This window comes from Kribbella sindirgiensis, assembly GCF_004331435.1.
GTDB lineage: Bacteria > Actinomycetota > Actinomycetes > Propionibacteriales > Kribbellaceae > Kribbella > Kribbella sindirgiensis.
This window is the reverse complement of the sequence record NZ_SJKA01000009.1, coordinates 87,649-106,381: the sequence shown is the minus strand read 5'-3', so window position 1 is coordinate 106,381 and position 18,733 is coordinate 87,649. Positions and strand designations below refer to the sequence as shown.

General features: G+C 69.4%; 23 protein-coding genes. 10 read left to right on the top strand and 13 right to left on the bottom strand.

Annotated elements, in window-relative coordinates; translation table 11 throughout:
- Positions 1-273 precede the first annotated feature (273 nt).
- Both glnII and E0H50_RS25515 read left to right on the top strand, forming a co-directional pair.
- Positions 274-1,293: a glutamine synthetase gene (gene glnII, locus E0H50_RS25520; RefSeq protein ID WP_131292904.1), complete on the top strand. Its 1,020-nt coding sequence runs from the start codon at positions 274-276 to the stop codon at positions 1,291-1,293.
- A gap of 164 nt (positions 1,294-1,457) precedes the next feature.
- Complete coding sequence (locus tag E0H50_RS25515; RefSeq protein ID WP_131292902.1) at positions 1,458-1,880, top strand: ribonuclease FAU-1 family protein; 423 nt, start codon at positions 1,458-1,460, stop codon at positions 1,878-1,880.
- A 3-nt stretch (positions 1,881-1,883) separates the two neighbouring features.
- Here the strand turns inward: E0H50_RS25515 and acs are convergent, their stop codons facing one another.
- Entirely contained in the window at positions 1,884-3,818 is a 1,935-nt protein-coding gene (gene acs / locus E0H50_RS25510) for an acetate--CoA ligase (RefSeq protein WP_131293174.1), read from the bottom strand.
- Positions 3,819-4,085: 267 nt separating this feature from the next.
- On the opposite strand from acs, the gene E0H50_RS43120 reads away from it, so the two are divergent.
- The gene (locus tag E0H50_RS43120; RefSeq protein ID WP_165547296.1) at positions 4,086-4,235 is read left to right on the top strand and encodes a hypothetical protein; all 150 of its coding nucleotides are present in this window, start codon (positions 4,086-4,088) and stop codon (positions 4,233-4,235) included.
- Position 4,236: 1 nt separating this feature from the next.
- Here E0H50_RS43120 and E0H50_RS25505 read toward each other — a convergent pair whose 3' ends face one another.
- Both E0H50_RS25505 and E0H50_RS25500 read right to left on the bottom strand, forming a co-directional pair.
- The gene (locus E0H50_RS25505) at positions 4,237-4,677 is read right to left on the bottom strand and encodes a MarR family winged helix-turn-helix transcriptional regulator (protein WP_131292900.1); all 441 of its coding nucleotides are present in this window, start codon (positions 4,675-4,677) and stop codon (positions 4,237-4,239) included.
- A gap of 50 nt (positions 4,678-4,727) precedes the next feature.
- On the bottom strand, positions 4,728-5,084 hold the full coding sequence (locus E0H50_RS25500) for a winged helix-turn-helix transcriptional regulator (RefSeq protein WP_131292898.1): 357 nt from the start codon (positions 5,082-5,084) through the stop codon (positions 4,728-4,730).
- Between the two features lie 73 nt (positions 5,085-5,157).
- Here E0H50_RS25500 and E0H50_RS25495 point away from each other — a divergent pair, with 73 nt between their 5' ends.
- On the top strand, positions 5,158-5,760 hold the full coding sequence (locus E0H50_RS25495) for an NAD(P)-dependent oxidoreductase (protein WP_131292896.1): 603 nt from the start codon (positions 5,158-5,160) through the stop codon (positions 5,758-5,760).
- 156 nt (positions 5,761-5,916) lie between these two features.
- Positions 5,917-6,591, top strand: a complete 675-nt coding sequence (locus tag E0H50_RS25490) for an SIS domain-containing protein (protein ID WP_131292894.1) — start codon at positions 5,917-5,919, stop codon at positions 6,589-6,591.
- A gap of 17 nt (positions 6,592-6,608) precedes the next feature.
- Here the strand turns inward: E0H50_RS25490 and E0H50_RS25485 are convergent, their stop codons facing one another.
- Complete coding sequence (locus E0H50_RS25485; RefSeq protein ID WP_131292892.1) at positions 6,609-7,367, bottom strand: GntR family transcriptional regulator; 759 nt, start codon at positions 7,365-7,367, stop codon at positions 6,609-6,611.
- Positions 7,368-7,565: 198 nt separating this feature from the next.
- On the opposite strand from E0H50_RS25485, the gene E0H50_RS25480 reads away from it, so the two are divergent.
- Positions 7,566-8,513: a glutathione S-transferase family protein gene (locus tag E0H50_RS25480; RefSeq protein WP_131292890.1), complete on the top strand. Its 948-nt coding sequence runs from the start codon at positions 7,566-7,568 to the stop codon at positions 8,511-8,513.
- A 33-nt stretch (positions 8,514-8,546) separates the two neighbouring features.
- On the opposite strand, the gene E0H50_RS25475 is transcribed toward E0H50_RS25480, so the two are convergent.
- Positions 8,547-9,125, bottom strand: a complete 579-nt coding sequence (locus E0H50_RS25475) for an ArsB/NhaD family transporter (RefSeq protein ID WP_238151201.1) — start codon at positions 9,123-9,125, stop codon at positions 8,547-8,549.
- Between the two features lie 81 nt (positions 9,126-9,206).
- Positions 9,207-9,653, bottom strand: coding sequence for a CBS domain-containing protein (locus tag E0H50_RS25470; RefSeq protein WP_131292886.1), 447 nt, complete (start codon positions 9,651-9,653; stop codon positions 9,207-9,209).
- A gap of 217 nt (positions 9,654-9,870) precedes the next feature.
- Here E0H50_RS25470 and nhaA point away from each other — a divergent pair, with 217 nt between their 5' ends.
- The 3 genes from nhaA to E0H50_RS25455 are packed head-to-tail and all read left to right on the top strand — an operon-like array spanning position 9,871 to position 12,475.
- Complete coding sequence (nhaA, locus tag E0H50_RS25465; RefSeq protein ID WP_131292884.1) at positions 9,871-11,085, top strand: Na+/H+ antiporter NhaA; 1,215 nt, start codon at positions 9,871-9,873, stop codon at positions 11,083-11,085.
- 53 nt (positions 11,086-11,138) lie between these two features.
- Complete coding sequence (locus tag E0H50_RS25460; RefSeq protein ID WP_131292882.1) at positions 11,139-11,576, top strand: phage holin family protein; 438 nt, start codon at positions 11,139-11,141, stop codon at positions 11,574-11,576.
- Positions 11,573-12,475 (top strand): alpha/beta fold hydrolase, encoded by a 903-nt coding sequence (locus tag E0H50_RS25455; RefSeq protein WP_131292880.1) that lies wholly within the window; start codon positions 11,573-11,575, stop codon positions 12,473-12,475. Before E0H50_RS25460 ends, E0H50_RS25455 begins: the two co-directional genes overlap by 4 nt.
- On the opposite strand, the gene E0H50_RS25450 is transcribed toward E0H50_RS25455, so the two are convergent.
- The 7 genes from E0H50_RS25450 to E0H50_RS25420 all read right to left on the bottom strand — a co-directional run bounded on the left by E0H50_RS25450 (position 12,438) and on the right by E0H50_RS25420 (position 17,803).
- Positions 12,438-13,145: a hypothetical protein gene (locus tag E0H50_RS25450; protein WP_131292878.1), complete on the bottom strand. Its 708-nt coding sequence runs from the start codon at positions 13,143-13,145 to the stop codon at positions 12,438-12,440. The genes E0H50_RS25455 and E0H50_RS25450 overlap by 38 nt on opposite strands.
- Position 13,146: 1 nt before the next feature.
- Positions 13,147-13,656 (bottom strand): SigE family RNA polymerase sigma factor, encoded by a 510-nt coding sequence (locus E0H50_RS25445; RefSeq protein WP_238151199.1) that lies wholly within the window; start codon positions 13,654-13,656, stop codon positions 13,147-13,149.
- Positions 13,657-13,862: 206 nt separating this feature from the next.
- Positions 13,863-15,035, bottom strand: coding sequence for a MarP family serine protease (locus E0H50_RS25440; protein WP_131292876.1), 1,173 nt, complete (start codon positions 15,033-15,035; stop codon positions 13,863-13,865).
- Complete coding sequence (locus tag E0H50_RS25435; RefSeq protein ID WP_131292874.1) at positions 15,032-15,796, bottom strand: NUDIX hydrolase; 765 nt, start codon at positions 15,794-15,796, stop codon at positions 15,032-15,034. The genes E0H50_RS25440 and E0H50_RS25435 overlap by 4 nt, the downstream gene beginning before the upstream one ends.
- Positions 15,793-16,335: a TlpA family protein disulfide reductase gene (locus E0H50_RS25430; RefSeq protein WP_238151198.1), complete on the bottom strand. Its 543-nt coding sequence runs from the start codon at positions 16,333-16,335 to the stop codon at positions 15,793-15,795. Before E0H50_RS25430 ends, E0H50_RS25435 begins: the two co-directional genes overlap by 4 nt.
- Positions 16,336-16,430: 95 nt before the next feature.
- Positions 16,431-17,207: an endonuclease III gene (gene nth, locus E0H50_RS25425; RefSeq protein ID WP_131292872.1), complete on the bottom strand. Its 777-nt coding sequence runs from the start codon at positions 17,205-17,207 to the stop codon at positions 16,431-16,433.
- Positions 17,208-17,251: 44 nt separating this feature from the next.
- Positions 17,252-17,803, bottom strand: coding sequence for a hypothetical protein (locus E0H50_RS25420; protein ID WP_131292870.1), 552 nt, complete (start codon positions 17,801-17,803; stop codon positions 17,252-17,254).
- 249 nt (positions 17,804-18,052) lie between these two features.
- Between E0H50_RS25420 and E0H50_RS25415 the strand changes: the two genes are divergently transcribed.
- Positions 18,053-18,730, top strand: coding sequence for a Crp/Fnr family transcriptional regulator (locus E0H50_RS25415; RefSeq protein WP_130386963.1), 678 nt, complete (start codon positions 18,053-18,055; stop codon positions 18,728-18,730).
- The last annotated feature ends 3 nt before the right edge of the window (positions 18,731-18,733 follow it).

Genomic DNA, 18,733 nt, shown 5'->3' with positions numbered 1-18,733 from the left:
AGATTTCGGTGGTCAGGTGCGTGCATCGGGGTGCTTGGTCAGTGGCCTCGATGCGGAGCATCGTGGGCGCTGGGCAAGTGCCGCGAGGTGCGTGCCTGAGCGCCGAAAGCGCCGTCGAACTCCCGACTCAGGACACCAGGGCCGGCGGGGTTGTCCAGGTCACGTCGCGGTTAACACGCCCGTCACATCGAATCAACAGGTCCGAAATGGCTGGTTGACACTGTCGAAGCAGGCTGGCCGCCCGATGCGTCGGCTGTGAGGAAAGGACCGCCGGTGAGCTACAAAGCCGAGTACATCTGGATCGACGGGACCGAGCCGAGCGCACGACTGCGTTCGAAGACGAAGATCCTGCCTGACGGCGCCGCGTTGCCCGACTGGGGCTTCGACGGTTCGAGCACCAACCAGGCGCCGGGTGACAACTCCGACTGCGTGCTCAAGCCGGTCTTCAGCTGCCCGGACCCGATCCGCGGCGGAGACCACAAGCTGGTGCTGTGCGAGGTCTACCTCGTGGACGGCACCCCGCACCCGACGAACCGCCGGGCCGAGCTCCTTCCGGTTGCCGAGGCGTACGCCGCGCAGGACTCCTGGTTCGGCATCGAGCAGGAGTACACCTTCTTCCAGGAGGGCCGCCCGCTCGGCTTCCCGGCCGTGGGCTTCCCCGCGCCGCAAGGCCCGTACTACTGCGGTGTCGGCGCCGACGAGGTCTTCGGCCGCGAGATCGTCGAGAAGCACCTGGACGCGTGCCTCGAGGCGGGCCTCGCGATCTCCGGTATCAACGCCGAGGTCATGCCCGGCCAGTGGGAGTTCCAGGTCGGCCCGGCGGGTCCGGTCGACGTGGCCGACCACCTGTGGATGGCCCGCTGGCTGCTGTACCGCATCGCCGAGGAGTACGACGTCGCCGCGACGCTGGACGCCAAGCCGGCCAAGGGCGACTGGAACGGCGCCGGCGCACACACGAACTTCTCGACCAAGGCGATGCGTGAGGGGTACGACGCGATCATCACCGCCTGCGAGGCGCTCGGTGCCCCGGGCAAGGTCGACGAGCACATCGCGGGCTACGGCCACGGCATCGAGGAACGTCTGACCGGAGCACACGAAACCGCCCCGCACGACGTCTTCAGCTACGGCGTCTCCGACCGCGGAGCCTCGGTCCGGATCCCGTGGCAGGTGGAGGTCGACAAGAAGGGCTACATCGAGGACCGCCGCCCGAACGCGAACATCGATCCGTACGAGGTGACGCGCCTGCTGGTGAACACCTGCTGCGCGGCGCTGGAGAAGGCCGGCCAGGTCTGACATCCACGTACAACAGCCCCCGGTGTAGCCCGGGGGCTGTTGTAGCCTCCCGCCATGGACCCGTGGCAGACGCTGACCACCGCGCCCGCATGAATGTTCAGGTGCTGCACCGGAGTGGGCAGTGGTGTCCCGGGCTGCAGCGGGGCGAGGTGGTTGCGTATGACGTGCGGATTTTGCCGCGGTACCAGGTGGTTGGGCGGCCGACTGTCGACCGGTGTTATCTGCTGCTCGACGAAGCGGTGCAACTGACGAAGCCGGCTGTTTTCGAGGGGCCCGTCGAGGGCTGGTGGTACGTCGACCTGGTGGAGATCGAGCGCACCGACGACGGGCTGGTCGTCCACGACATGTACGTCGACCTACTGTTTCCGCCCGCCCTGAACCGGTACCAGATCCTGGACCTGGAAGAGCTGGCCGACGCCCTCACCGACGGGAAGATCTCGACCGCCCAATGCGCCGGCGCGCTGACCGCGACGCAGCAGTTCGTGCACCGCTACCTCCGGGGCGCCGCCGAAGGCCCGAACGGGCCCTCCGCGGCGTTCCCGCCACCCGAGGTCGTTGCGCTCGAACAACTCCCCTCGTTCCTCTGACCGTCAGTCCTCGTCGGACTTGCCCGCCTCCAGGTTGGTCTTGATCAGGTCCATCACCGTGGAGTCGGCGAGCGTGGTGACGTCGCCGACCTCGCGGTTCTCGGCCACGTCGCGGAGCAGCCGGCGCATGATCTTGCCGGAGCGGGTCTTCGGGAGCTCCGAGACGACCATGATCTGGCGCGGCTTCGCGATCGGGCCGATCTCCTTCGCGACGTGGTTGCGCAGCTCCTGCACCACGTCCGGTCCGCCGTCGCCGGCTTCCGAGCGCAGGATCACGAACGCCGCGATCGCCTGGCCGGTCGTCGGGTCGGACGCGCCGACCACAGCCGCCTCGGCGACCTTCGGGTGCGAGACGAGCGCGGACTCGATCTCGGTCGTCGACAACCGGTGACCGGACACGTTCATCACGTCGTCGACCCGGCCGAGCAACCACAGGTCGCCGTCCTCGTCCTTCTTCGCACCGTCACCGGCGAAGTACACGCCCGGCCAGCGGGACCAGTACGTGTCGACGAACCGCTGGTCGTCGCCCCACAGCGTGCGCAGCATCGACGGCCACGGCTTGGTGATGACGAGGTAGCCGCCGGAACCGTCCGGCACCGGCTTGCCCGCGTCGTCGACGACGTCCACGTTGACACCCGGGATCGCCCGCATCGCGGCACCCGGCTTCCCGGCGGTCACACCCGGCAGCGGCGAGATCATGTGCATCCCGGTCTCGGTCTGCCACCAGGTGTCGACGACCGGCGCGTTGTTCCCGCCGATGTGCTCGCGGTACCAGACGTAGGCCTCCGGGTTGATCGGCTCACCGACCGACCCGATCACCCGCAGCGAGGACAGGTCGAACTTCGCCGGGATGTCGGCGCCCCACTTCATGAACGTCCGGATCGCGGTCGGCGCGCAGTACAGGATCGAGACCTTGTACTTCTGGACGATCTCCCACCAGCGGCCCTGGTGCGGCGTGTCCGGCGTGCCTTCGTACAGCACGGAGGTGGTCGCGTTCGCGAGCGCGCCGTACACGATGTAGCTGTGGCCGGTGACCCAGCCGATGTCGGCCGCGGTCCAGTAGACGTCGGTGTCCGGCTTGAGGTCGAACACACCCCACTGCGTGTACGACGTACCGACGAGGTAGCCGCCCGTGGTGTGCAGGATGCCCTTCGGCTTGCCCGTGCTGCCGGACGTGTACATCACGTACAGCGGGTGCTCGGCGTCGAACGCTTCCGGAGTGTGCTCGGTCGACTGCTTGCCGACGAAGTCCTCCCACCACAGGTCGCGGCCGTCGGTCATCGCGGTCTCCTGGCCGGTGCGCTTCACCACGACCACGTTGCGCACGTCCGGACAGTCGACCAGCGCGGCGTCGACGGCCGGCTTCAGTGCGGACGCGGCGCCCCGGCGGTAGCCGCCGTCGGAGGTGATGACGACTCGGGCGTCGCAGTCCAGGATGCGGCCCTTGAGCGCGTCCGAGGAGAAGCCGCCGAAGATGACCGTGTGCGGCGCGCCGATCCGGGCGCAGGCGAGCATCGCGACCACGGTCTCGGGAATCATCGGCATGTAGATGGCGACGATCTCGCCGGGCCTGACGTTCAGCTCGAGCAGCGCGTTCGCGGCCTTGCTGACCTCGTCCTTGAGCTGCGCGTACGTGATCTCGCGGGTGTCACCGGGCTCGCCCTCGAAGTAGTACGCGACCTTGTCGCCGAGACCGTTCTCGACATGCCGGTCGACACAGTTGTACGCCGCGTTCAGCTTGCCGTCGGCGTACCACTTCGCGAACGGCGGGTTGCTCCAGTCCAGCGTCTCGGTCGGCTCGGTCGCCCAGGTCAGCCGCTTGGCCTGCTCCGCCCAGAACCCCTCGAAGTCGGCCGCGGCCCGGTCGTAGGCGTCGGCCTTGAGGTTCGCGTTCGCGGCGAGCTCGGCGGGCGGCTCGAACCGGCGCTCCTCGTGCATCAGGTTCGACAGTGCCTCGGACTGGGCCCCGGACTGGCCCTCGGCCTGGGGTGACTCTGCATTCGTCACGTCGACGACTCCTCATCGCTGGCTTCGGCGCGCCGGCGCGCCCGGTTACCTTTCTACCAACGCCGACCCCGCCACGGGAACCGTGGTATCGCCCAGCCGCTCCGAATCTGCGCCGAACAGTCCCCGCCGGAGGACGGGCGGCCGCGGAATTCCGGCGTACGGCGGAACCAAACGCCCGGACCGTGCATCGGACCTGGTATGAACCCGATGCAGCCGATCGCGCAGCCGCAGCCGCTCGACGCCGAGGGACGCCGGAAGATCTCGCGGGCCGCGCGCCGCCGGGTGCACGCCCGGGAACTGCGGGTCCGCCGGACGCAGAAGACGGCCCGCGCCCAGCTTCCGCTCTGAGCTACTCCTGGTGGTAGGTGAGTAGCTTCGCGAGGATTGTGGTCAGGCGCGTACGGTCGGTGGCCGACAGCGGGGCGAAGATCTCCTCCTGTGCCTTGCCGACCAGGGTCGTCAGGCGCCGGTAGTGGCGCTTGCCGGCCGTGGTGATCGTGATGACGTTCCGGCGGCCGTCGGCCGGGTCGGCGCTGCGTTCGACGTACCCGTCGGCCTCGAGTTCGTTGAGCGCGGCAACCACATCGCTGCGGTCGATCGAGCTGCGCCGCCCGAGGGTCGCCTGGCTCGCCGGCCCGAACTCCACCAGCGTCGCGAGCAGCCGGAAGTGGTACGCCCGCGCACCTCCGGCGGCGAACGACTCGGTGACGATCCGGTGCGCCTGGGCCGCACTCTGGGTCAGCAACCAGCTCGGCAATTCGGTCAGGGCGGTCGGGGTCTGCTCATCCACCCGCGCAGTCTAGGTCGTCAACGGTTCGCATCCGTCGACGTTGGCTCGACCTACGATTCCTTGACTGATTCTTTGGCGTCCAGGAGCTCGTCCCAGTGGTCCTCGGCCCACGCGCACATCTGCCGCATCGGTTCGAGCAGGCTGCGGCCGAGGACGGTGAGCTCGTACGTGACGCGCCGGCCGTCGGTGGTTCTGGAGATGAAGCCGTCGCGTTCGAGGCTGCGGAGGGACTGGGTCAGGACCTTCGGGCTGATCCGCGCGAGCGGGATCCGGAGCTCGGAGTACCGGCGCGGGCCGTCCTCCAGGCAGCGCAGCACCATCCCCGCCCATTTGTCCGCGCCGATCCGGAACGGGAGCAGCGTCGACGGGCAGATCTCCTCGAACATGTCCGCTCGCAACGCCGTCATGCTCACCACGGTATCCAATCGGTAACCACCCCTCCTTCTACGGTCGCCGTACCACTTTGTCGAGGAGGTTGCGGTGAGCAAGATTCTGGTGATCGGCGCCCGCGGACGCGCCGGATCGGCGGCGGTCGCGGAGGCCCGGGACCGCGGGCATTCCGTGGTCGGTGTCGCGCGTACGGCGTCTGCGGGGCTGGTTGTGGGGGATGTGATGGATGCGGGGCGGGTTGCGGAGTTGGCGGTGGGGTGTGATGCGGTGATCGCGGGGGTGTACGACGGCGGGAGCGACCCGGGTGAGTTCTACCCGCGGGCCGCGCGGGCGCTCGTCGACGGGCTCGAGAAGGCCGGCGTACAGCGGCTCATGTGGGTCGGGCTGACGTCGATCCTCCCGACCGCGGACGGCACGCTGCTGATGGACACCGACGGATATCCACAGGAGTACCGCTCGTTCTTCCTCGCACACCAGGCGGCGCTGGACGTCTTCGCGGAGTCGTCCCTCGACTGGGTATCAGTCGCACCGACCGGCGACTTCGACCACGCCGACCCGTCCCGCAAGGGCAGGTACCGCGTGAGTCCGGCGGACGCCGAGGAGCGGATCTCGTACGCCGACCTCGCGATCGCACTCGTCGACGAGATCGACCACCCGGAGCACCACCGCGCAGCGATCGGAGTGACTGTCTAGCTGCAGATCGACAGTATGTATACGCCCACTGCGCGCGCGATTGCACCAGCTCCAGGCGTGCGGGCGGGGGGCGGTAGGTGTATACGTACTGTCCGCCTGCCGACCGCACCGTGGTCAGGGTAGTGGTCTAGTCGGGATTGACGATAGGTTCGGCGTATGGCTGGGGCTGAGGAGTACCTGGGTAAGGCGTTGGCGATCGCGCAGCAGGCGGCTGAGACGCAGTTGGGCGCGATCCGGGTGGCGGCGGGGGCGGTCGCCGACGCTCTTGCCGACGGGAAGCGGTTCTGGGTATTCGGGACGGGGCACAGCCATACGCTGGCCGAGGAGCTGTACGGGCGCGCCGGCGGACTGGCCGACGTACGGGCGATCCTCGAACCCGGGCTGATGCTGCACGAGGGCCTGCAGAAAAGCTCGCTCCTCGAACGCCTCCCGGGTCTGGCCGACGTTCTGCTGGAGATCAACCCATTGGAGCCCGGCGACGTGCTGCTCATCGCGTCCAACTCCGGGCGGAACGCCGTACCCGTGGAGTTCGCCCTCGGCGCGCGCGCACGTGGAGTGAAGGTCATCGCCTTGACCTCACTCGCCCACTCCAACGCGACCACGTCCCGCGCCCCCGGCGGCCAACGCCTCTTCGAAACCGCGGACGTCGTCATCGACAACTGCGGCGTACCAGGCGACGCCCTCATCACGGTCCCCGGTACGCCGGAACCCACCGGTGCCACGTCTACGCTAGTAGGCGCACTGCTCCTCCAGGCGCTGACCGTCGAGGTCGTCACTCGGCTGACCGAACGCGGCCAGACGCCGAATGTTCTGCGCAGCCTGAACGTGTAGCCCACGCATCAAAGAACTCAGGTAGCGCGGTACGCGACCGTGATGTCGTAGCGGTCCGAGCGGTAGATGGAGCGCCCGAATTCGATCACCTGGTCGGTGGCGGTTCGCGGCGCCGAGGTGATGATCAGACAAGGAGTCGAGCTGTCGATCTCCAGCAGTTCGGCGTCGCCCGGCTCCGGTGGGGCGGCGACGATGGAGGCGGAGACCATGCCCAGCGAGACGCCGTACCTGGTGGCCAGGACCGTGTAGAGAGACTTCTCCGCGAAGTCGATCTCGTCCAGGCCGGGGTAGCGGTTGAGAGACAGGGCGGTGCGTTCGATCGCCATCGGGTCGCCGTCGGCGGTGCGCAGCCGGACGAGGTGCAGGACGGGCGCGCCAACGGCCTCTTCGAGTTCGCGGGCGAGGTGCTCGTCGGCCGCGCCGACGCGGTGTTCGAGGACTTTGGCGCCGGGCTCGATGCCGCGGTTGATCATGTCCTGGCTGAACGAGGACGCGAGCATCCGGGACGGGCGCGGTTCCGCGACGAAGGTGCCGCCGCCGGGGCGGCGGTTGGCCAGGCCCTCGGCCACGACGCGGTCGACCTCTTGCCGGACGGTCATCCGGGCGACGCCGAAGCGTTCGGCGAGGACGCGTTCGGACGGCAGCACGGTGCCGACGGCCAGCGAGCGGGTGAGGTTCTCCAGAATCTCGCGAATCTGGTCACCCTTCGGTCGATCGGGCCGCAGCTCGGTAGGGAGCTCGGCGAGATCGCCGGGGTTGTTCCGTGGGCGGGCCATGAGGTCAGTATCCCTGGGAATCTGCCCGGCAAACCAGTGCCGGGGGGCGCGGGCCGCGGTGTGTCGTACCGCGCAAGGGGCCCGCGACCACGTTGTCCCGGACGTCCTTGTCAGCCTGACTGTAACGTCCGGTGCCGCCTCACGGCCAGTGACGATCCACAGGCTCAGCCAATTCCCAGCGGGGGTAGTTTTGACGCTATGGCCCCGGGACAGTTCGTGCAGGAGACGTCGTCGACCGGTGAGTGGAAGCGACAGGGCAACAGATTCACCGGCCGGATCTCCCGGGACTCCGCGGCGGCGCCTGGCGAGGGCCCGGACGCGCAGGGCCGGTGGCCCGTCGAGCCGGGGCGGTACCGGCTGGTCGTCAGCCTGGCCTGCCCGTGGGCGCACCGCTCGATCATCGTCCGCCGGCTGCTCGGGCTCGAGGACGTGATCAGTCTCGCGGTGGTGGACCCGGTCCGCGACGAGCGCGGCTGGCGGTTCACGCTCGACCCGGAGGATCGCGACCCGGTGCTCGGCATCGCGTACCTGTCCGAGGCGTACCTGCGGACCGACCCGACGTACGACGGCCGCGTGACGGTGCCCGCGATCGTCGACACGACGACGGGTGAGGTGGTCACGAACGACTACCCGCAGATCACTCTCGACCTCTCCACCGAGTGGACCGAGTTCCACCGCGCCGATGCTCCGCAGCTGATCCCGGCCGACCGCGCGGAGATGGACGCGTTGATCGAGGAGATCTATCGGGACGTGAACAACGGCGTGTACCGCTGCGGTTTCGCGACCAGCCAGGAGGCGTACGACGCGGCGTACGACGCACTGTTCGCGCGGCTCGACGTACTGGAAGATCGTCTGAAGGACCGCACGTATCTCCTCGGCGACACGTTCCGCGAGGTCGACATCCGGCTGTTCACGACCCTGGTCCGCTTCGACGCGGTGTACCACGGACACTTCAAGTGCAACCGCCAGAAGCTCACCGAGTTCCCGAACCTGTGGGCGTACGCGCGCCGCCTGTACCAGCTGCCCGGCTTCGGCGAGACCGTCGACTTCGACCAGATCAAGCGGCACTACTACGTCACCCACCACAGCATCAACCCGACCGGCATCGTCCCGAAGGGCCCGGACCCGCTGGCCTGGATCAGGTAGCAAGTGCGGCCGGCGCGCGCTGGCCGAACTGGTTCAGGAGAAGGCGAAGTAGCGCAACCAGAGGTACGGCGCCGCGACCAGGATCGTGATCGCGGTCATCACCACGCCCTTGCGGGTGAACGCCCAGAAGCTGATCGGGTGACCCGCGCGAAGCGCCAGACCGATCACCACCACGTTGGCGCTGGCACCGATCGCGGTCGCGTTGCCGCCGAAGTCCGCGACGCCCTTGGTCAGCTCCAGTACGACGGGACTCATCGTCGCGACGTACGGAATGTTGTCGATGACGCCCGAGAGCAGCGCCGACACCACCAGGATCAGCATCGCGGTGAGCAAGGTGTGGCCGGCGAAGAACGGCAGCGTCGGCACCTTCGAGACCAGCACCAGCACACCGGCCCCGAGGAGCGCCACGATCGACGGCTCGATGTGGAAGGCCGAGTGCCCGATGAAGCCCACGAACACCAGCAGTTCGATCGCCACGAGCGGCGTCAGGTGGAGCAGGAAGTCGTTGAACGTGAGCCCCGACCGGCTCGCGATGATGATGTTCGGCGGGTCGCCGATCAGCGTCGCGGCGCCGCCGATGTTGGACGCCATCACCTCGGCGATCAGGAACACGCGCAGCGGCGATCCCTTGGCCCGTTTGGCCGCCCAGATCGCGACGTACTCGAAGACACCGGTACGCCGTCGTCGCCGGTGTCAGTGCGGGGTGACGGCCAGTTCCAGCAGCCGCGACGCGGTGACGGCGCCGATGATGCGCCGGTCGCGGACGACCACGACCAGCGGGCTCCGCAGCCGGGCCATCACCGCGGCGATCTCCAGGATCGTGTCGTCGTGGTTGACCACCGGGATCTCCCGCGGCTCGTCCGGGAGCATTTTGCGAACGGTCAGGCCGGTCAGCTTGTCCGCGACCCGGTCGGCGAGCGACTCGTCGATCACCCGGGCCAGCGACGGATCGTCCTGAACGTACGACGGGACCAGGAAGCGGACCACCTGCGAGGCCGGCAGCACGCAGCACGGACTCCCGCCGGCCTGCGTCACGATCAGCCCGGGCAGCCGGCGCGACGCGAGCAGCTCCACTGCCTCCCGGGCGTCGTCGTCCAGCCCGACCACCGGGAACTCCTCGGCCATCTGCTCTCCGTGCACGCCAGCAGCGTACGTCCGGAGCGAGCCGATTGGTGATCTCTCTCACGCGGCTCTGACACAGAGTGCGCACACGACCCCCCGGGGCAGGCAAACACCAACCGTTAGAATCGGACGGTCGGAGTCGCCGCCCGACGGACTCGGCGGCTCGGGCTCACGGTGTGCCGGGAAGTCTGGTCGGCGATGTCCGCAACGACCCCGAAAACAAAGGGCCGCCAGCATGAGCCAGACCCGCAGGACCTCCCAGAAGAAGCGCGCGTTTCCACGGATCCTGGGCCGGGAACGGGCCTTCCTGGCCGACACGCTCCGAGCCGAGACGACCGGTGGCCTGCTGCTGATGGCGGCCGCGGTGATCGCCCTCGTCTGGGCCAACTCGCCCTGGCAGGACGCCTACCACCACCTGCGCGAGATCGAGGTCGGGCCGCTCACCGTGGAGGCCTGGGCCTCTGACGGGGCTCTCACACTGTTCTTCTTCCTGGCGGGCCTCGAGCTGAAACGCGAGCTGGTGGTCGGCACCCTGTCGAAGCTCAGCGAAGCGGTCGTCCCGGTGGCGGCGGCGATCGCCGGAATGGTGCTCCCGGCAATCATCTACCTGGTCACGAACCTGGTGGCGGACGGCGGCAAGCCGCACGGCTGGGCGGTGCCGACGGCCACCGACATCGCGTTCGCGCTCGCCGTCCTCGCGATCGTCGGCTCGTCGCTGCCGAGCGCGCTGCGGGCGTTCCTGCTCACTCTCGCCGTGGTCGACGACTTCGGCGCGATCCTGGTGATCGCCGTGTTCTTCTCGCACGGGTTCCACCTGCTCCAGCTGCTCGCCGCGGTCGCCCTGATCGCACTCTGGTACGTCCTCCAGCGCCGCCGCGTCCGTACGCCGTTCCTCTACGTGCCGATCGCGATCGGGGCCTGGTGGTTCATGCACGAGTCGGGGATCCACGCGACGATCGCCGGTGTCGCGCTCGGGCTCGTCACGCGGGTGGTCGCCGATCCCGGTGAGGACGAGGCGCCGGCCGAGCGGATCGAGCACCGGCTGCGGCCGTGGTCCGCCGCGGTCGCCGTACCGCTGTTCGCGTTGTTCGCCGCCGGGGTGACGTTGAGCGGCAGCGCCGTACGGCAACTGCTGACCGACCCGGTCGCGATCGGTATCGTCGCCGGGCTGCTGGCCGGGAAGGCGATCGGGGTGTTCGGCGGATCGTGGTTGACGGCGCGCTTCACCCGGGCCGAGCTGAACTCCGATCTGGCCTGGCGGGACGTCGCCGCGGTGTCGGTGCTGGCCGGGATCGGATTCACGGTCGCGTTGCTGATCGCGCAGCTCGCGTTCGGGTCGGACGCCGCCCAGGTCGAACGCGCGAAGGCCGCCGTACTGATCGCCTCGGTGCTGGCTGCCCTGATCGCCGCGCTGCTGCTGGCTCGCCGGAACCGCGCGTACACCGATTGACTGCGGGCACTGACGGTAGTGTCGAGCCACAGGACGTGCGGGAAGGAGTCGCGATGTCGATGAACGGGGACGAGCCCACGGTCGGCCAGCTGGTCGCGAATGCCAGCAAGGACCTGTCCAGCCTGGTCCGCAGCGAGATCGAACTCGCGAAGACCGAGCTGAAGAAGACCGCGATCGCGGCCGGAACCGGAGCCGGGATGTTCGCGGCGGCAGCGTTCCTCGCGCTGCTCGCGGTCATCCTGCTGTGTATCTCCGCGGCGTACGGCCTGACCGCGGCCGGACTGCACCCGGCCATCGCGTTCCTGATCGTGGCCGGCGCATTCCTGCTGATCGGCGCGATCCTGGTGTTCATCGGGATGCGGGCGCTGAAGAGCGCGAAGGGTCCGACGCGGGCGATCGAGACCTCGAAGGAATCGGTCGAGGCCCTCAAGTCGATCGGCAAGGGCGACGACGAGCCGTACGCCTTGCCTGAGCCGGGCGTACGGCGCTGAGCCCGGCAGGAGTCGTCGACCTCCTGGTCGACGGCCCCTGGTCGCATTCACTGGTCGCGGCCAACGGGGCCCGGTTCCACGTCGCGGAGTGTGGCGCGGCGAACGATCCACTCGTCCTGTTCCTGCACGGCTTCCCCGAGTTCTGGTGGGCCTGGCGGCATCAGTTGCCGGTTGTCGCGGCCGCCGGGTACCGCGCGGTGGCGATGGACCTGCGAGGGTACGGCGCCAGCGACAAGACGCCACGTGGTTATGACCCGTACACCGCGGCCGCGGACGTGTCCGGGGTGATCCGGTCGCTCGGTGCGACGGATGCCGTGATCGTCGGGCACGGGTGGGGCGGGTTCATCGGGTGGTCGGCCGCCGTGCTGGTACCACGGCAGGTCCGGGGGCTGGCGGCCGTGTCGGCGCCGCACCCGCTGCTGCTCACTCGGTCCGGACAGACGAAGGCGCTGACACGCAGCGCGTGGTTCCAGCTGCCGATCCTGCCCGAACGCCGGCTGCTCGCGCAGGACGGGATCCACATCGAGCGCCTGCTCCGCGCCTGGGCCGCGCCCGGCGGGACGTTCCCCGACGCGGAGGCGTCACGGCGCTACCGGGCCGCTCTCCAGGTGTGGCCGGCACCGCACTGCGCTCTGGAGTACCACCGCTGGTTCGCGCGGTCCCGGCTGCGGCCCGATGGTCGGAAGTACTCGGCGAAGATGCGTACGCCGGTCGCCGTACCCGTCCTGCAACTCCAAGGAGCACAGGACCCAGCGGTGTCCCCCACCGCGACCACACCTCCTGACCTGGTCACGGCACCGCTGAGCCACGAACTCGTCACCACCGCCGGCCACTTCCCGCACGAGGAAGAACCGGCCTTGTTCAACAGGGTGCTCGTGGAGTGGTTGAAGTCGACTTGAGCGGACCGCAGAGGTCGCCCGTCCCCGCGGTGACTTTCCAGGCGCCGTCGATCTTCTCGACCAGGTATTTGCCGCTGTGGGTGCTGCCGCTGCATCCGAGCGTGAACATGATCCGGACCTCGCGGTGGTCGCCTTTGCCGACGACCGGATTCACGACGACCCGCGGGACGCGACCCGGCAGGCAAGTGGACGGCGGGAACGGAGCGCTCCATCGCACCGGTGCGACCGGATTCACGGCGCGCTCGATCCGCTGCTTGTCCAGCTCGGTGAGGGTGAGGCCCGGCTTGATGAGCCTCGGGGGATCCGAGGCCGTCGACACGGCGAAGGCTCCGTAGACCTGTACCGCTTGCCAGCTCGCCCCGTCCGGCTGGAACCTCCGCGTGGCCGTGGCGATCGCCGCGCCCCAGATGTCACCGTTGTCCGTGGCCGCGTCCGACGCCGCGTCCGACGCCGCGGACGTCGCCACGGGCGGTGCCGGATCGGGCCGGCCCGCGCGCTGCACGCCGTACAGGACTCCGGCGAGGACCACGAGGACGGCAGCGGCCGCGACCAGCGCCGGCAGTGGACTGCGCCGCTTGGTTGCCTCGGGCACGTGATCGGCCAGGGCCTCCTTGTCGGCGAAGGTCTCGCGCAGCAGCTCGCCGAGTTCGTCGTCGGTCAGTTGGGCCATGTCAGTTCGCCTCCTCGGCGGGCAGCCGGTCGCGTAAGGTCGCCAGTCCGCGGGCGGCGTTCGAGCGGACCGTGCTGGGGCTGACGTCGAGAACGCGGGCGATCTCGTCGTCGGACAGGTCCTCGTAGTACCGCAGGACCAGGACGGCTCGTTGCTTGCGCGGCAGGCCCGCGAGCAGCTGCCAGGCGGCGTCGCGTTGCGCCTGACGGTTGCCGATGTCCTCGGTCGTCGGCCGCTCGATCGGCTCGGCGAGCGGCACCTCGCCGTTCTTCAGCAGCCGTCGCCAGCTGAGGAACTCGTTCACCACCATCGTCCGCAGGTACGCCTCCGGATGGTCGAGCGTGCTGATCCGGTCCCACCGGCGGTGGGCGCGCGCGAAGACCGTCTGGACCAGGTCCTCAGCGGAATGCACGCTGCCGGACAGCATCAGCCCGAGCCGCAACAGCCGTCGCTCGGTGGCCCGCACCACCTCGTCGTACACGAGCGCCGGTCTCACCCCACTCGTCGTCACCGTCACACCCCTTCAATGCGGCGTACGGCGGTACTTGCTGCATCAGGTCGTGTCGCTCCGTCCCCCGCCGTCGCGAGCAGGTGCTCGGCGGAGTGCCTCGGTGTGCTGGAGGGAAGGGTTCGATGCGGAGCATCGTGACCTTTCCTCCAGTGCAGCGAGGTGCCCGCCGAGTGCCGCGCAGTAGGCGGGGGACGGAGCGACACGATCTATGTGCAGGACTGGGTGGAGACCTCTTGGGTGGCGTTGGCGCCGGCGCGGGCGTCGGCGGCGACCTGCTGGGCGGTGAGGACGTAGCCGGTGCGGTTGTCCTCGACGGAGGCCGCGAAGACCACGCCGTACACGACGCCCTTCGCGGACAGCAGCGGACCGCCGGAGTTGCCCGGGCGGACCGAGGCCCAGATCGAGAACGCCTCGCGGGTGACCGTCTTGTCGCCGTAGATGTCCGGTCCGCGGAGCCGTTCCTCGGAGCGGATCCGGGCCGGCTCGGAGTCGAACGGGCCGTTCTCCGGGTAGCCGAGCACGACCGCCGGGTCGTCGGCCTTACCGGTGAGGTCGAACGACAGCGGCGCCTCGGTCATTTTCGGCACGTAGAGCACCGCGATGTCGGTCTCCGGGTCGAACACCACGACCTTGGCGTCGTACTTCTTCCCGTTCACCTCGACCTGCGGCGAGCTGACCCCGGCGACGACATGCGCGTTGGTCATCACGCGCTTCGGCGCGTAGACGAACCCGCTGCCCTCGAGACCGCGCGAGCAGCTGGCGACACCGGTGACCTTGGCGATCCGGGTGTAGGCGTCCCGGACCGACTGCTGCCGGGCGATCGCGCTGTCCGGCGGCTGCGTCTCGCGGATCCGCTCCGGCACGAACGGGTCCAGGAACCGCGGGAACAGATCCGTGTTGACCACGTCGTTGAACGACTGCAGGGCGCGGTCGGCGCTCTCCGGCAGTACTTCGTCGACCTTCGCGAGCACCTCGGACCCGCGGACCGCGGACGTCACGCTCGGGATCCGGGCACCGCTCACCGCGACACCGAGGACCCAGGCCACGATCAGCACACTCGCCGCGGCCAGGACCGCGCCGCCGAGCGCGTCCAGGAACCGGATCGGCCGCCAGGACAACTGTCTGCGCACCTTCGTACCGACGAGCGCCCCGAGCATTCGCCCGAGCGCCGCGAGCCCCACCACGAGCACGAGCGCCGCGAACGACACCGTCACACTCGGTGAGAAATGATCCAGCGCCTTCGGTACGCCCCAGACGCCGATGGCCGCGCCACCGAGCAGGCCGAGCGTGGCGCACGCCCCGAGCACGAATCCTTCGACGTACCCCGAGATCGCCACAAGTGCCGCCGTACCCAGCACCGCCCAGTCGAGCCAGCTCATTCCACGCCTTCCGACTTGTCACCTGGCGCCCGGCCGAGATCGTGCTCGATGGCGGTCATCCGCCGCACGTCCTCCGGCCGTCGTCCCTCGCTCCGCCAGGCCGCCTCGACCAGTCGGTCGGGCAACGGTACGACGTTCGAGGGGTCCCAGTCGCGGTACCAGCCGCCGAGCTGCAGCAATTTGTCCAGCAATCCGGCCGTGAAGCCCCAGATGTAGAGGTCACCGATCGTGAACGCCGGGCCGGTGAAGCCGCTCGGATGCAGGCAACTGATCCGGTTCGCCGGGTCGGCGAGCGCGCTGACCGGCACCTCGTGCACGGACGCGACCTCGGCCGGGTCGACCACCGCGACCGGCGACGGCTCCCGCCACCAGGCCAGCACCGGCGACACGCCGAAGTTGCTCACCGGCACCCAGAGCGCCGGCCAGATCGCGAACGGTACGACGCCGTCCGGGTCGAGGCCGGTCTCTTCCTCGGCCTCGCGCAACGCCGTACGGACCAGACCGCTCTCCCCGGGGCCGTCCTCCGGATCCGCGCCGCCGCCCGGGAACGCCATCTGCCCGGCGTGCTTGCGCAGTGTCCAGGCCCGCTCGGTGAGCAACACCTCCGGTCCGTTGTTGCTGTCAGCAAGCAAGATCAGGACGGCGGACTTCCGCACCGACGGGTCGTCGGGCGGCAGGAACCGGGACAGCACGTTCGGATCCACGTTCTCGGAGGCCTTCGCCAGTGGCTTCAGCCAGTCGGGGATCTCGGCGTCGATCACGGCGTCACCCCGAGCTTGTCCTTGACCAGTTGGTCCAGCTGCTGCTGGGACGTGAGTACGCCGCGGTGCACGTACGCGACGGTGCCCTTGTCGTCGACGAACGCGGTCAACGGCGGGCCGCCGACCTTCAGGGCCCGCTGGATCGCCTTGTCCTGGTCGGTCACATGCGGGTACGCCAGGCCTTCCTCGCCGGCGAACTTCACCGCGAGCTCCGGCCTTGGGTCGTCGTAGTCGATGCCCAGCATCGTGACCTTGCCCGACTTCGCGAGCGCCGCCAGGTACGGCGCTTCGTCGCGGCACGGGCCGCACCACTGGGCCCAGACGTTGATGACCAGTGGGCCGCGGAGATCCGCGAGCCGGACGTCCGGGCCGCTGCCGAGACACGGCAGGCTGATCTCCGGCAGCCCGTTACTCACCGGCGGCTTCGACGGCGCCGACGGACACGCCTTGAGCTGGTCCGCCCCCGCCACCTTGCTCCGCCCCGCCGACGGCGTACCCGCACCGGCCGGCGTCTCCGACCCACAAGCAGCCGTCCCCATCAACACCACCGCCACCGCCAACCCCGCCGCAGCACGCCGCACCCACCCAGGGCCGAGTGCAGCTCGGGTGAGGGGCGGCGTACTGGATGGGGGTGTCACGCGGGGACCTTCACCAGCTTCGCGGCGGCCTCGGGGTCCGTGGGACCGGCGCCGTACGACGGGCACCACTGGGCGATCGGACAGGCACCGCAGGCCGGCTTCTTCGCGTGACAGCGCCGCCGGCCGTGGAAAATCAGCCGGTGCGACAGCATCGTCCAGTCCTTCTTCGGGAACAGGTCGCCGATGATGTGCTCGACCTTGACCGGGTCCTCCTCGGCGGTCCAGCCGAACCGGCGCACCAGCCGGCCGAAATGCGTGTCGACCGTGATCCCGGGGACACCGAACGCGTTCCCGAGCACCACGTTCGCCGTCTTCCGCCCGGTGCCAGGGAGCTTCACCAGCTCCTCGAGCTTGTTCGGCACGACGCCGTCGTAGTCGTCGACGAGCGCCTGGCCGAGCTTCATCACACTGTTGGTCTTCGCCCGGAAGAACCCGGTCGGCTTGAGGATCGCCTCCATCTCGTCCCGGTCGGCCTCGGCGTACGCCTGCGCGGTCGGGTACTTCGCGAACAGGGTGGGAGTCACCTTGTTCACCGTGACGTCGGTGGTCTGGGCCGAGAGGATGGTGGCCACCAGCAACTCGAGCGGGGTGGTGAAGTCCAGCTCGCAGTGCGCGTCGGGGTAGGTCTCGGTCAGCACCTTGTGCATCTTCCGGGCCCGGCGGACCAGCTGGGTGTGCGTCTCGTCGACGTACACCGGGGCCTTACGAGGGAGGTTCAGCGAGACCGTCGGGAGGGCTCCCGGGACTGGTTCCGCGGCAAGCGGGGATGGCATGCAGGCCAGCCTACGTCCGCCCGCCGACAGCCCGCGCCGCCCGGCTAGGACGTCGGCAACGGCACGACGACGGCGAGATGGCTGCCGTTCCCCAGCGGCCGCGGCACACCGACCGCCTCGTGCCGAGCCGCCAGGTCGTTCACGACTCCGACAGTCAGCGCGAGGTCCACAACCGCCGTACCTTCAGGCGCCAACTCGGTCTCGGCGTCGTTGGGCGGGTTGTTCCCGACGTACCGCGCGAAATCCCGGTAGACGTGCCAGCACGCCAGCGCGATCTCAGCCCGTCCGGGTTCGGTACGGCGTACGCGCAGGTCGCCGTACGCGGCCCAGTCGGTGTCGGCCATCCAGAGCTTCGTGCGACCGCCCTGCTCGTTCGCCAGCAGGTCGGGCAGCGCTTCATCGGCCCTCTTGGTGAGGAAGTACTGGATCGCGGAGACCTGATCGCGGTCGGCCGCCCGAACGGCCGGAACCCAGTCGGTCGCCCACTGCTCGCCGGCGGCCACCTTGTCCTGCGCGTACTCGATGGCCTCCTCGAGCCGGCCTTCCCCGACCAGGGCCCGAAGGATCCGCTCGCCGTTGTCCCGCTTGTCGTCCATTTCGCCCCCTCGTCCGCCAATCCTCCAGCAGGGAGCGGGGCAGCGGCGCGGTAGTCGGCGGGTCGGGGGTTACCGAGGGTGCTGAAGGGCACACTGTGTGGTGCTCCGGCGAGTCGAGGCGAGCCTACATGGCGGTGCCGACACCGGAGGAGCTACGGTTTTGGGGCGACCGGGTGTACACATATCGGTCGACGGACGTGGCGGATCCCACGTTCGTAGTCGTGGTCGAAGGTCCTAGGAGGCCCAGAAGTGGATGCCGCAGTGCTCCGACAGGCACCGCTGTTCAGTCAGCTCGACGACGAGGCGGCCGACGCCCTGGCCGCGTCGATGACCGAGAGCCGGCTGCGCCGCGGTCAGGTGCTGTTCCACGAGGGCGATTCCGGTGACCGGCTGTTCGTCGTGGTCGAGGGCAAGGTCAAGCTGGGCCGCACCTCCGCCGACGGCCGGGAGAACCTGATCGCGGTGCTCGGCCCGGGACAGATGTTCGGTGAGCTGTCGCTGTTCGACCCGGGACCGCGGTCCGCGACCGTCACCGCCGTCACCGACGCCCAGCTGATGTCGCTGACCCACGACGAGCTGCTCCGCTGGCTCGACGGCCGCCCCGCGGTCGCCCGCGGCCTGCTGCTGCAGCTGGCCGGCCGGCTCCGCAAGGTCTCCGACGTGGTGGCCGACCTCGTCTTCTCCGACGTACCGGGCCGGGTAGCGAAGGCTCTCCTGGACCTCGCCAGCCGCTTCGGCCGCACCGCCGACGACGGCGTCCACGTCCACCACGACCTCACCCAGGAAGAGCTCGCCCAACTGGTCGGCGCCTCCCGCGAAACCGTCAACAAGGCCCTCGCCGACTTCGCCTCCCGAGGCTGGGTCCGCCTGGAGCCCCGCTCCGTAGTCCTCCTAGACGTAGACCGCCTCCAACGCCGCGCCCGCTAACCC